This window comes from Pararhizobium gei (genome assembly GCF_029223885.1).
In the GTDB taxonomy this organism is placed as follows: domain Bacteria; phylum Pseudomonadota; class Alphaproteobacteria; order Rhizobiales; family Rhizobiaceae; genus Pararhizobium; species Pararhizobium gei.
Genome location: NZ_CP119409.1, coordinates 923314 through 935547, shown reverse-complemented (window position 1 = coordinate 935547; position 12234 = coordinate 923314). Strand labels below are relative to the sequence as shown.

Annotated in this window: 18 protein-coding genes and 1 tRNA gene; 10 read left to right on the top strand and 9 right to left on the bottom strand. The window is 61.8% G+C overall.

The annotated features are described in order from the left end of the window. Positions 1-3: 3 nt before the first annotated feature. From yacG to PY308_RS04355, 9 genes are all read right to left on the bottom strand, one after another. Entirely contained in the window at positions 4-207 is a 204-nt protein-coding gene (gene yacG / locus PY308_RS04395; RefSeq protein WP_275788623.1) for a DNA gyrase inhibitor YacG, read from the bottom strand. A 2-nt stretch (positions 208-209) separates the two neighbouring features. Beyond that, on the bottom strand, positions 210-830 hold the full coding sequence (locus tag PY308_RS04390; RefSeq protein ID WP_275788621.1) for a Maf-like protein: 621 nt from the start codon (positions 828-830) through the stop codon (positions 210-212). A 50-nt stretch (positions 831-880) separates the two neighbouring features. Further along, complete coding sequence (gene infA / locus PY308_RS04385) at positions 881-1099, bottom strand: translation initiation factor IF-1 (protein WP_275788618.1); 219 nt, start codon at positions 1097-1099, stop codon at positions 881-883. 146 nt (positions 1100-1245) lie between these two features. Then, entirely contained in the window at positions 1246-1662 is a 417-nt protein-coding gene (locus PY308_RS04380) for an arsenate-mycothiol transferase ArsC (protein WP_275791012.1), read from the bottom strand. 71 nt (positions 1663-1733) lie between these two features. Beyond that, positions 1734-2204, bottom strand: a complete 471-nt coding sequence (locus PY308_RS04375; protein WP_275788615.1) for a UPF0262 family protein — start codon at positions 2202-2204, stop codon at positions 1734-1736. Further along, the gene (gene hisD, locus PY308_RS04370; RefSeq protein ID WP_275788612.1) at positions 2201-3508 is read right to left on the bottom strand and encodes a histidinol dehydrogenase; all 1308 of its coding nucleotides are present in this window, start codon (positions 3506-3508) and stop codon (positions 2201-2203) included. Before hisD ends, PY308_RS04375 begins: the two co-directional genes overlap by 4 nt. A 55-nt stretch (positions 3509-3563) precedes the next feature. After that, positions 3564-4004, bottom strand: coding sequence for a DUF2948 family protein (locus PY308_RS04365; protein ID WP_275788609.1), 441 nt, complete (start codon positions 4002-4004; stop codon positions 3564-3566). 105 nt (positions 4005-4109) lie between these two features. Further along, positions 4110-5402: a UDP-N-acetylglucosamine 1-carboxyvinyltransferase gene (gene murA / locus PY308_RS04360; protein WP_275788606.1), complete on the bottom strand. Its 1293-nt coding sequence runs from the start codon at positions 5400-5402 to the stop codon at positions 4110-4112. A 174-nt stretch (positions 5403-5576) separates the two neighbouring features. After that, positions 5577-5837: a hypothetical protein gene (locus tag PY308_RS04355; protein WP_434064238.1), complete on the bottom strand. Its 261-nt coding sequence runs from the start codon at positions 5835-5837 to the stop codon at positions 5577-5579. Positions 5838-5990: 153 nt separating this feature from the next. Here PY308_RS04355 and PY308_RS04350 point away from each other — a divergent pair. The 10 genes from PY308_RS04350 to PY308_RS04305 all read left to right on the top strand — a co-directional run bounded on the left by PY308_RS04350 (position 5991) and on the right by PY308_RS04305 (position 12225). Further along, positions 5991-6065 (top strand) — tRNA-Thr (locus tag PY308_RS04350). 295 nt (positions 6066-6360) lie between these two features. Further along, entirely contained in the window at positions 6361-6549 is a 189-nt protein-coding gene (locus tag PY308_RS04345; RefSeq protein ID WP_275788600.1) for a hypothetical protein, read from the top strand. A 272-nt stretch (positions 6550-6821) separates the two neighbouring features. Beyond that, positions 6822-7355: a hypothetical protein gene (locus PY308_RS04340; RefSeq protein WP_275788598.1), complete on the top strand. Its 534-nt coding sequence runs from the start codon at positions 6822-6824 to the stop codon at positions 7353-7355. Between the two features lie 201 nt (positions 7356-7556). Further along, positions 7557-8792, top strand: a complete 1236-nt coding sequence (locus PY308_RS04335; RefSeq protein WP_275788595.1) for a phage portal protein — start codon at positions 7557-7559, stop codon at positions 8790-8792. Next, positions 8779-9168, top strand: coding sequence for a hypothetical protein (locus PY308_RS04330; protein ID WP_275788593.1), 390 nt, complete (start codon positions 8779-8781; stop codon positions 9166-9168). The genes PY308_RS04335 and PY308_RS04330 overlap by 14 nt, the downstream gene beginning before the upstream one ends. A gap of 2 nt (positions 9169-9170) precedes the next feature. Continuing rightward, positions 9171-9713, top strand: a complete 543-nt coding sequence (locus PY308_RS04325) for an HK97 family phage prohead protease (RefSeq protein ID WP_275788592.1) — start codon at positions 9171-9173, stop codon at positions 9711-9713. Position 9714: 1 nt separating this feature from the next. After that, complete coding sequence (locus tag PY308_RS04320) at positions 9715-10902, top strand: phage major capsid protein (protein ID WP_275788589.1); 1188 nt, start codon at positions 9715-9717, stop codon at positions 10900-10902. Positions 10903-10997: 95 nt separating this feature from the next. After that, positions 10998-11378 carry a hypothetical protein gene (locus PY308_RS04315; RefSeq protein WP_275788588.1) on the top strand — a complete coding sequence of 127 codons (381 nt, stop codon included), beginning with the start codon at positions 10998-11000 and terminating at the stop codon, positions 11376-11378. Further along, complete coding sequence (locus PY308_RS04310) at positions 11378-11734, top strand: endonuclease (protein ID WP_275788585.1); 357 nt, start codon at positions 11378-11380, stop codon at positions 11732-11734. The genes PY308_RS04315 and PY308_RS04310 overlap by 1 nt, the downstream gene beginning before the upstream one ends. Continuing rightward, positions 11731-12225 (top strand): hypothetical protein, encoded by a 495-nt coding sequence (locus tag PY308_RS04305; RefSeq protein WP_275788582.1) that lies wholly within the window; start codon positions 11731-11733, stop codon positions 12223-12225. Before PY308_RS04310 ends, PY308_RS04305 begins: the two co-directional genes overlap by 4 nt. The last annotated feature ends 9 nt before the right edge of the window (positions 12226-12234 follow it).

Here is a 12234-nt window from a genome sequence, read left to right as displayed (position 1 = left end):
ATTTTATTCGTCGTCGGCTTTCGACTCGTCGTCGGCAACCGGAATGGCGTAGGCGCCGGTCAGCCATCTGTTCAGATCGACGTTGCGGCAGCGGTCGGAGCAGAAGGGGTAATGCTCGCGGTGCGACGGCCGCCGGCATTCGGGGCATGGCACGGTCTTGCGCAGCGGCGCGACGTTCGAGGCGGCCCTGTTGTCATCGGAAGCCATGATCAGCCCCTTGTCCAGCTTTCATGCACATCATAGCCCTCGCCCGTCAGCAGGCCGACGGTCTCGTAGAGCGGCAGGCCGACGACATTGGTGTAGGAGCCCACCAGCTTGACGACGAAGCTGCCGGCGATGCCCTGGATACCGTAGGCACCGGCCTTGCCGCGCCATTGTCCGGAGGCCAGATAGCTGTCGATGTCGTGGCTGGAGAGCCGCTTGAAGCGGACCTTGGTATCGATGACCTTCTGCCGCACCGTCCTGTCCGGGGTGATCAGGCAAACCCCGGTGAAAACCCGGTGGCTGCGGCCGGACAAAAGATGCAGCGCACTCGACGCTTCGCTGACAAGATCCGGCTTCGGCAGGATGCGACGACCGACGGATACGACGGTGTCGGCGGCAAGAATGTAGCTGTCGGCCCAGGCGGGGTCGCCCTTGATGGCATCGAGCGCGGCCCGCGCCTTTTCGGCGCAAAGCCGCCAGGCCAGCGAACGGGGATGTTCCGCCCGCTTCGGCGTCTCGTCCAGGTCCATCGGCAGGAGGCGCGCCGGCTCGATGCCCGCCTGGGCGAGCAGTTCGACACGTCGCGGCGATCCCGAGGCCAATATCAGCTTTTGTGTCATCGCCATTCAAACAGGGCCATCGATCTTGATTTCATACATCCGGCAGCGGCGCGCCCTTACTTGAAGCGATAGGTGATGCGGCCTTTGCTCAGGTCGTAAGGCGTCATTTCGACGAGAACCTTGTCGCCGGCCAGAACGCGGATACGGTTCTTGCGCATACGGCCGGCCGTGTGGGCAATGATCTCATGCTGGTTTTCAAGCTGGACACGGAACGTTGCATTGGGCAGCAATTCGGTAACAACGCCCGGAAATTCGAGGACTTCTTCTTTCGCCATCTAGGGTATTTCTTTCTGTGCTTGTCTGCGGACGCCAAGCGCGCCGCTTGAAAAATTTGGCGGAAACTACACAATCGCCGCGGCTTTGTGAACTGCAGCGATCGGTCTTTTCCCGCTTTGCCGGCTTTTCCGGCTGTACAAGGGCGCTATGCCATCTTGTCGGGCATTTGTCCAAGCAAACGATGCCGAAGCAGCGTTGCAATGTGATTTCGGACCTCGCGGTAGGCGGCGACAATCTGTTCTCGGGTGCCCGTCGCAACGGTTGGATCGGGTGTCGGCCAGTAGACGACATCCACGGCCATGGACCGGGTGAGTTCAAGGGCTGCGTGATGCGCCTCGGGAGCGAGCGTTACGATCAGGTCGAAATAATCGTCCTCCAATTCGTCCAGCGTGTGGGGCTGATGCCGTCCCGCCGTCAGGCCCACTTCTTCCAGAACCACATCGACGAACGGGTCCCGTTCGCCTGGGCGCACACCGGCGGAAGCGACATAGGTGCCGGCCGGCAGCATGGATTTCGCCAGGATCTCCGCCATGGGCGAGCGAATAGCATTCATGCCGCACATGAACAGCACCGATTTCGGCGATTTCCCCGCCGGCTGCGGCAAGATTGGGGAAACAGCATCGATCACGGCGCCTATCCCCTCCAATGCAGAACACAGACCAGGGTGAAGAGGCGCCGCGCCGTATCGAAGTCCATCTTGATCTTGCCGGAGAGCCGGTCCATCAGCGTCTGCGAGCCCTCGTTGTGGACGCCGCGACGGCCCATGTCGATCGCCTCGATCTGGCTCGGGGTAGAGGAACGGATGGCCTGGTAGTAGCTTTCGCAGATCATGAAATAGTCTTTCACGATTCGCCGGAAGGGCGTCAGCGACAGAATATGGGTCGCCACGTCGGCCCCTGCCTCCGTCGTAATGATGAACACCAGTTTGCTATCGACCAGCGACAGCTTCAGCCGGTAGGGACCGGGCTCATGTCCGATCGGTTCGAAGGAATTTTCCTCGATCAGATCAAAAATCGCTACCGCCCGCTCATGTTCAACGTCCGGCGTCGAGCAACCGATGGTCTCGTCCAGCACCACATCGCAAAGGCGGCGGCTGGAACTCATCCCTCGCCCCCACCAAGATTGAGACGGATCGCGACCGAGCGGGCATGTGCCTCCAAACCTTCGGATCGGGCAAGGGCAATCGCCGCCGGGCCCAGATCGCGCAACTGTTCGGTGCCGAGGCGCAGGATGGAGGTGCGCTTCATATAGTCGAGCACGCCGAGACCGGAGGAAAACCGGGCGGAGCGGGCCGTCGGCAGGACATGGTTTGAGCCGCCGACATAGTCTCCGATCACTTCCGGCGTATGGCGCCCGACGAAAATCGCGCCGGCATTGCGGATTTTGGGGATCATCGCATCGGCGTCGGCAAGCGCCAGTTCCACATGCTCGGCGGCGATCCGGTTGGCAAGCGGTACCGCTGCCTCGAAGTCGGGCACGAGAATGATGGCGCCGAAATCGCGCCAGCTCGCGGCGGCAGTCGCGGCGCGCGGCAGGGTGCGCAACTGACGCTCGACCGCGGCCTCGACTGCCGCCGCAAAAGACGTATCGTCGGTGATCAGGATGGACTGGGCACCGGCGTCATGTTCGGCCTGGGCCAAAAGGTCGGCTGCGATCCAGTCCGGATCGTTGTCGCCGTCAGCAATCACCAGCACCTCCGAGGGCCCGGCGATCATGTCGATGCCGACGGTTCCGAAGACCTGACGTTTCGCCGCTGCGACATAGGCATTGCCTGGCCCCATGATCTTGGCGACCGGCGCGATCGTCTCCGTGCCGTAGGCAAGGGCCGCGATCGCCTGAGCGCCGCCGATGCGGTAGATTTCCTCGACGCCGGCCATCCGGGCAGCGGCAAGGACAGCCGGATTGATGGTGCCGCCGCTGGCGGGAACCACCATGACGACCCGTTCGACGCCCGCCACCCTGGCCGGCAGTGCATTCATGAGCACCGAGCTTGGATAGCTGGCCGTGCCGCCCGGCACATAGAGCCCGACAGCATCGATTGCCGTCCAGCGCGAGCCGAGGCCAACCCCCATGGAGTCTTCATATATATCATCCTTTGGGCGCTGGCGCGTGTGATGCGCCTCGATGCGGACGGCCGCAACCTTCAACGCGCCAAGAACCTCGGACGGAACCGTCTCGATCGCCGCGTCGATTTCCGCGGCAGTCACTGCCATCGGTGTGACCGCGAAATCCAGACTGTCAAATTTGCGGCTGTAATCCGCCAGCGCCGCATCGCCGCGCAGGCGCACATCATCGATAATCGTGCGAACAACATCGTTAACATCGTCCGAAACTTCCCGCTTCGTCGTCAGGAAGGCCGCAAAGGCAGTTTCGAAGCCGGGAGCGAGGGTGTCGAGGCGGATGGCCAATTGAAAAGTCCTTGTCGTGGATGGAAGGCACGGTCAGCCGCAGCCAGCTTGGCAATCACGCGCCGATCGGGTGACGCGGCTTCAATCCGGTTTCCCATGCGCCGCCGGTATCTGCAAGCTGCACTTCGATACATTCCACATCAAGCAGAATAGAGCCTCCGCCCGCCAGCACCAATTCCACGGTTCCGTCCGGTCCCTCGCCGTTCTGCTCGAACTGGATGGCCAGAAGCGACAAAACCTGCTCGCCATCCTGCCGGTTAAACCCGGTGGAACGCACGGCATTGACACGCTTGAACAAAAGCACGCTGCGGCGACGTTCGAAGGCATTGCCGCGGCTTTCCGCCGTCTCCCAGACGAAGCGATTGATCACCAGTGACAATTGGCGCAGACGTGGCACATAGGAAAGCCCGGACACCTTGCACACGGCATCCTGCACATGCGCGGACACGATATCAAGATCCTCGGCGTCCAGCCCCATCAACTTCAAAGCGTCCATGTCGATCATCCCTTCACCTGCCGCTGAAACACAGCATCCGTCATGGCAAGGAGATAGGGTGCCGCCGTGAAATCCGCAACCGCAAGCACCCTCTCCATGGCGTCGTCAGTCGCTGACACGCTCGACATTGGCGCCGCAATTGTTGAGCTTTTCCTCCAGCCGCTCGAAGCCACGGTCGAGGTGATAGACGCGCGAAACCATGGTTTCGCCTTCGGCGACCAATCCGGCAATGACCAGCGACACAGAGGCCCTGAGATCGGTCGCCATGACGGGCGCGCCCTTCAGCCGCTCCACACCCTCGATCTTCGCTGTCTGGCCGGACAGGGAGATCTTGGCGCCGAGGCGGGCGAGTTCCTGGACATGCATGAAACGGTTTTCGAAGATCGTTTCGGTGATATGGGAAATGCCGGAAGACCGGGTCATCAATCCCATGAACTGCGCCTGCAGGTCTGTCGGGAAACCCGGGAAGGGATCAGTCACCACATCGACAGGCTTGATGCCGCCGCCGTTACGCACGACGCGAAGGCCCGTTTCGGTCTCGGTAATTTCGGCTCCGGCGCGGCGAATCGCTTCCAGCGCGGTGTCGAGCAACCGGGCATTCGTGCCTTCGAGCACGACGTCGCCACCGGTCATGGCAACGGCCATGGCGTAGGTGCCGGTTTCGATACGGTCCGGCAGCACACGGTGGCGCGCGCCCGACAACGAGGTGACGCCCTCGATCGTGATCGTCGACGTGCCCGCACCGCTGATCCTGGCGCCCATGGCAATCAGGCAATTGGCGAGATCGACCACTTCCGGCTCGCGCGCGGCATTGCCGATCACCGTCGTTCCATTGGCCAGCGTCGCGGCCATCATCATCACATGGGTGGCGCCGACCGACACCTTCGGGAAGACATAACGCGCGCCGACCAGCCCGCCCTTCGGCGCGGTCGCGTTGATATAGCCGCTGTCGATCTCGATATTGGCACCGAGAGCCGCCAGGCCCTCAATAAAAAGGTCTACCGGGCGTGTGCCGATCGCGCAGCCACCGGGCAGCGAGACACGCGCCTTGCCCTCACGCGCCAGAAGCGGGCCGATGACCCAGAAACTCGCCCGCATCTTCGAGACCAGTTCATAGGGCGCCGTCGTATCGACGATATTGCGCGAGGTGAAATGGATGGTTCGGGAATAGACCTCGCTCTGGCGCTCGCGGCGGCCATTGACCGAAATATCGGCGCCGTGATTGCCGAGGATGCGGATCAACTGCTCGACATCGGCGAGATGCGGCACGTTTTCCAGCGTCAGCGTATCGTCCGTCAGAAGCGATGCGATCATCAGCGGCAAGGCGGCATTCTTGGCGCCGGAGATCGGGATGACGCCGCGTAACTCGTTGCCGCCGGTAATTCTGATGCGATCCATGGGGTACCTTACGGGCGGCGCCCGCCTTTCCTGACATTCCGGTTTTCAGAGACTGGCCGGCGGTTGGAGCCTTGCCGTCCTTCAGAGCGTGCGCCTCCATAAAGGAAGCATAGTGAAATGAGAAGCAAATTGAAGAGATGCCGAACGTCGGTAGGCGCCGGCCCACCTCGGTCATTATTCGTCAGATCCGTCCGTTTTTGCAGCAGGCAATCCGGACGTCTCGTCGGCATTGCCCGCGCGGCGCGCCCGACCCTGCTGCTTGCGCTTCAGGAGATTGTCACGCAAGGTTTTGGCGGCTCGCTCGCGGCGCGCTTGCGCCTGCCGCAGGGCCTCCTGCCCATGCGCTTCCTTGCCGGTGCTGCGCTCTTTTGCGAGTGACCGCCCTGCCCCGCTGCGGCCGCTTGAGATTTCCGCTTCGTCATCATTGTTCTGCATCACGCCGCAATACCGCAAAACCCCCTCGTCCGGAAGCCCCACTCCGCTTTCGCTGGCCCGCTGCGGTGAAAACTGAGATTTGCAGCTTGCGCTCGCTATCAAGCTGTGGCAATAGGCCCTCGCTCGCGCCGGACAACTGCTCCGCCGCAGGATGCTGCTATAGCTCAGGGGTAGAGCACTCCCTTGGTAAGGGAGAGGCCGGCGGTTCGAGACCGCCTAGCAGCACCACTCAACACCCTGCACAGCAAGGTGTTGAGGTGAAGAGCACTCCCCTTTCCCCGGCAGCTAACGGCAGAACAAAACGACATTCCCCAGTCGGATACGGGGAAAATCCGGGGGGCACGTTCTGCGAACGTTCTGACGCCGGTCCGGTTGAAGTTGCTGCATCTTGGCTAAGCCAGCACCGAAATGAGTGCACCGGGGCACTCATCCCGATCGTCCGCGAGCGCTTCAATCTCACATCTTTGCAAGCGATCGAAGCCCTGAAACAGGCTCATGCCTTGCAGTATGCGAGGATCAGCTGATGGGAAAGGCGTCTAACGAGCGATACAAGGCTCGGAAGAAGAAGGAAGCAGCCGCACGCCTCAACTACGACAATGCGCGGCCCAATCAGATGTCAGCCTTAGACGCAGAGCGCGAAAAACTCATGGCGTCAGCGCTCAAGCGGCTCTCTCCTGCGCAGCGCAAGCTCCTGGATAAGGGGTCGCGCTGATGGATCGTTCACACGCAACGTGGCTCGCAGAATATCATTCGCGGGCCGCTCAATCACGTCCAGAGGGCAGCACAGCCACGATCTCGGATGCCCTCCGACGCGTCATCAAAGATATGAGACCAGTCGATCCTGTTGCGCTTTGTGCTTTTGAGGACGGCAGTCGAACGTGTGGGCCTAGCCGTGGCGCGATGCCGGCGTTGGGGCGTATGGCGCGGGGCGTCAAGATGCTGCTCGGCAGGAAGTGGCAACGGTCACCTGACAAGGTGGCGTCCATGAAGCGGAAGCGTTCATGGGGCGGTGCGACCTCCCTGCCTACCTCGGTGCGCGAGTGCTACTCGACGGGCGAAGCGGCCGCACTGGTGCTCATTGGTCTGGAAGTGAAGAAAAATGGCTTCTGTGACATGAAGCTCGACAAAATCGCGGCTGCTGCTGGTGTGTGCCGTACCACAGTGCAGAACGCGCTGCGTCGCGCGCGCCAGCTCGGGCACATTCAGGTACGCTATCGACCTGTCAAAGGGCAGAAGAGCCTGCCTAACATCATCCGGATTGTATGCCAAGAATGGGTCGATTGGATCAAGCGTGCGATAGGGTTCAAAGAAGTCCACCCCTCGATGAATCCAGATATAAATAAAACAAGAAACAACGGAGAGAGGACGCCGACTGCGGCAAAGAGGGCTTATGAAAGGGAGAATGCGGCAGCTGATGAGCGCAAGACAGAGATCAGATCGCCAACTTGGCGAACTGAAGCTGATGAGATCGGCGTGACGGGATCAAGTGGCCAACTTGGCCGTTTGAAAACCGGGTAGAGTCGCCAACTTGGCGACTCTACCCGATGGCGGGGGGTGGTCTTGATCTTTCCACCTTTATCGGGGACCGGCGGGGGGTCCAACGCTCGGTAATTTTCCTATTTGAGAGGTTTTTTCTCTTAAATACAATTGCTTAGCTCAGTTTTGAGTGTCCGCATTTGTCTAATTCCCGCCAAGAATTTTTTCCGGCATAAAATCGGAATGAAGATTTGGCCGTTTTCCCGCTCCGCTCCGATCGAACAACGCGATGCTTCGCTGTCGGCGCCCGACGCTGTGATGGAAGCTTTGTGGACCGGGAGCGCGACCGGGGCGGTTGCGATTTCGGGTGCATCGGCGCTTCGGGTGCCGGCGGTTGCCGCCGCTGTTCGCGTCATTTCCGAGGCCGCCGCGACGCTCGACATCCGGATCATGGAGCGGGCCGAGGACGGTACGCAAACCGAGGACAAAAATCACCCTGTCGGCATCCTCCTGCGCGGCGATGCCAACAGCTGGACAAGCGGTTTCGAACTGATCCGCGACCTTGCGGCCGACGCCCTGACGCGCGATTGGGGCGGTCTTGCCTGGGTCAACCGCATCGGCGGCGATATCCGCGAAGTCATCCGCTACATGCCCTCGGCCATGTCGGTTGCCTACGATCCGCAGACCGGCGAGCCGACATACCGCCTCGACGGCCGCGTCATCGACGGACGCAATGTGATCCATGTTCGCGGGCCGTTCGATCGATCTCCGCTGACCCTTGCTGCCGAGGCGATCGGTGTCGCCAAGGAAATGGAACGGCACGCCGGCAACCTGTTCAAGAATGCGGCGCGTCCCGGCGGCGTGATCGAAACGCCGAAGCCACTTGGCGACGCGGCCGTCAAGTCAATGCTGCGCAGCTGGAAGCTCTCGCAGGAGGGCTCTGCCAACGCCGGCAAGACGCCGATCCTTTGGGACGGAACCACGTTCAAGCAGATGTCGCTCAACAGCGTCGATAGCCAGTTCCTCGAACTGCGCACTTTCCAGATCCTCGAAATCGCCCGCGCCTTCCGCGTCCCGCCCTCGATGCTGTTCGAGCTTGACCGCGCGACCTGGTCGAATTCCGAACAGATGGGTTTCGAGTTCCTGACCTACACACTTGAGCCGTGGCTGCGCGCGCTCGAAAGCGCTCTCACGCGGGCGCTTCTGTCGCGTGAGGATCGGCTTCGCTACCGCATCATGTTCGATCGCGACGACCTGACGCGCGCCGATCTGACGGCCCGCGCCACGGCCATTTCCAGCCTGATCAGCGCCAAGGTGATCAACCCGAACGAAGGCCGTTCCTGGCTGGACCTCGCGCCCTACGCCGGCGGCGAGACCTTCAGCAATCCACACATCAACACCGACGCGCCGGGCGTGGGCCACAACGGCGGCCCGCCGATCGACGACAAGACCGAGGAGCCCGGCGATGGATCTGAATGACGTGCTGGCGAATGTGACCGATCAGGATCGCGGCCGGGAACTGACGATCGTCAACCCGTGGACTGGAGAACAGACCGACATGAAATTCTGGATCGTCGGCCCTGACAGCGACACCCAGCGCCGCTCCCGCATCGAAATGATGGACGAGTTGGCGGATGCGGCCGACGACGATGGCAAGGTTTCTGGCGAACAGCGCGAGGCGGCGCGGCTCAACAGCCTGGCGAAATGCGTATTGCGCTGGGATGTCAAACAGGGCGGCGAGCCGCTGCCCTTCGGACAGAAGAACATTCTTCGCGTGTTCCGTGCCGGCGCCTGGATACAGGCACAGGTCGATGCCTTCGCCGGCGACCGCGCCAACTTCCGGCCGGAGGTGTGACGATGGATCACCTCGACCTTGCCCTGCGTTTCGAAGCGCCGAACGAAGCCGGCGAGTTTTCCGGCTATGCCGTGGTCTGGGGCGAGCGCAACGGCCACAACGAAATCGTCCAGCGCGGCGCATTCCAGAAGTCGCTTTTGGATCACCGTGCCGCTGGCACCCGTCCCGTCATGCTGTGGTCGCATGACACCAGCGCGATTATCGGCGTGTGGACTGAAATCCGCGAGGACGACAAGGGCCTGTTTGTCCGTGGTCAGCTCGTCGTTTCCACGCCGCGCGGACGTGAAGCCTACGATCTCCTGAAGGCCGGCGCTCTCAATGGCCTGTCGATCGGGTTTCGCGCGCCGGTTGGCCGCCGCAGCGCTGACGGCGTTCGCATTCTTACCGCCCTGGACGTTCGCGAAATCTCGCTGGTCGGCATGCCATCGGCGGGCAACGCCCGGATCACCTCGGTTCGCAGTTACGGCCGCTCTGCCGAGAGCGCAGCGGCCTTCATCGAAGCATGCCGGAAGGCAAAATGCGCTCTCATCGCGAAAGGGAAATAACATGACGAAGATTGCACTTGCATGCGTGGCGTCGAGCCTGATGGCAGGATGGCCGCTCGAAACCCGGGCTGAGCCCGATGACGATCCGATGGCCGTCGCCACACGAACCGTCGAGGAGCTGCGCGCCGGCTTCACGGAATTCCGCACCAATACGGAAACGCAGCTCACCGGCATTGCCGAAATGCGAACGCAGCTTGCCGATATCGAAACCCGCATGAACCGGCCGGGCGGTGGCGGCGGTAACGCGCCAGGCGAAATCACGCTGGAGCGTCGTGCCTTTTCCAGCTTCCTGCGCCTTGGCAACGATCGCATGCCGGCCGATGAAGTCCGCGCCCTGATCGTCGGTGACGACACGAAAGGCGGCTATCTTGCGCCGGCTGAATTTCAGACGGAAGTTATCCGCGGCATTCTCGAAATCTCCCCGATCCGTCAGGCGGTTCGCGTCGGCTCCACAAGCGCCGGTTCCGTGATCCTGCCGAAGCTTACCGGCCGGCCAACGGCGACCTGGGTGGGTGAGGACGAGGAACGCTCGGAAACGACCATGACCTATGGTCAGCTCGAAATTCCCATGCACGAACTGGCCTGCTACATCGATGTCAGCCTTCGTCTTCTGGAAGACTCGGCCATCAACATCGACAGCGAAGTCGCCTCCGAGCTTTCTCAGGAGTTCGCCCTCAAGGAAGGATCGGCCTTCTCGAACGGTGACGGCGCCAAGAAGCCCCTCGGTGTCCAGCGCACGGCCGGCGTAACTGAAGTCGTCAACGGCCACGCGACGAACCTTAGCGCCGACAAGCTCGTTGGCCTGATGTACTCGCTCCCCGCGCAGTATCGCAGCAACGCTTCCTGGCTGATGAACAACACCACGCTTGGTGTCATCATGACCTTGAAGGATGGACAGGGGAACTTCCTCTGGCAGCCGTCCTACCAGCAGGGCCAGCCGTCCACGCTGCTCGGTCGCCCGATCATCGAAGATCCAACCATGCCCGATATCGCGAACGGCACCTATCCGATCTGGTTCGGTGACTTCGCCAAGGCCTACCGGATCTATGACCGCATCGGCATGTCGATCCTTCGCGACCCCTACACCCAGGCGACAAAGGGAATGGTTCGCTTCCACGCCCGTCGTCGCGTCGGTGGTGGCCCGACCCTCGCAGAGGCCGTCCGCAAACTCAAAATGGCAGCGGCATAGCTTCGCCAAGTTGGCGAAGCTTTCGCCAACTTGGCGACTCCTCATTTCAAGTCGCCAACTTGGCGACTTGATCACCTCAACCGGAGAATTTTCAGATGCGAGACATCGTTCACAATATAGGCGTGGTGCAGGCCGTCGCTCCTGCAGACATCGCCGCCAACACCAACGGCGCCGGGATCGACCTTCTCAGCTTCGACAGTGTCGCCTTCGTCATCGCCACCGGGGCTATCACCGGCGCTGGAGCCTTCACCGTCAAGCTGCAGGAGTCGGACACGGACTCGGCCTATGCCGATGTCGCCGCCGCTCACTATCAGGCGCCGATCGCCGGCAACCTTGCGGCAAGCTCGACTGCGAAGGTCGGTTATCGCGGCTTCAAGCGGTGGGTGCGTCTCGTCCTGACCAAGGGTGGCGGCACATCGATCTTTGCCAGCGTCATCGCCATCAAGGGTCACGCCGCCGAACGCCCGGTCGCCTGATGCCGGTTCGCGCTCCCTCTGTCTGCGGTTACTGCGGCAAGGCTCACCCGTCGGGCGAGCGTTGCGCCACAGTCAAGCGCATGGCGAGGGAGCGCAAGGCCCGTTTCGACGAGAAGCGCCCGGCCGCCGCAAAGCGCGGTTACGACAAGGAATGGGCGCGGGAGGCCAGTGCCTTCCTCGCCCTGCCGGAAAACGAACTGTGCCGATGCGGAGCGGGGGCTTGCGTCGTCATGCACGTCAAGAGCATCCGCGCCCGGCCGGATCTTCGCATGGTGAAATCCAACTGGCGGCCGGGGTGCCAGCGTTGCAACGCAATCGACGCCGCACAGGAGCGGCAAGAAAGGAAGCCATCATGAGCCTTTACACCACGGCCGGCAGCAAACTCTACATAGGGTCTGTTCTCGCCGCAAAGAACAGCGATTTCGTCGCGGCCGATTTTACGGCAGTTGAAGCGAGCTTCAAAGAAGTCACGTCGATGGAAAGCATGGGCTCGCTCGGAGATGCGTCACGGGCCGTGCCGATCGAACTGATCGGCGAAGCGCGCGACAAGGTTCTGAAGGGGACCAGGACGGCCGGCAATATGGAAATCGTGTGCGGTGCCGACCCGCTCGACGAAGGGCAGATCGCCATGATCGCGGCAGAGCGGACGCCACACGACTATGCCTTCAAGGTGGAACTCAACGACAAGCCGGCGACGGGCGGCGCGCCAAAGAACAGTGTTCGCTACTACATCGCCAAGGTCATGAGCCAGCAGGAAGTCTATGAGGGCGCGAACAACGTTCGCAAAATGAACTTCTCTCTGGCCGTCAACTCCAACATCCTTCGCGTTGACGCGTCGGCGACCTAACGGAGTAAG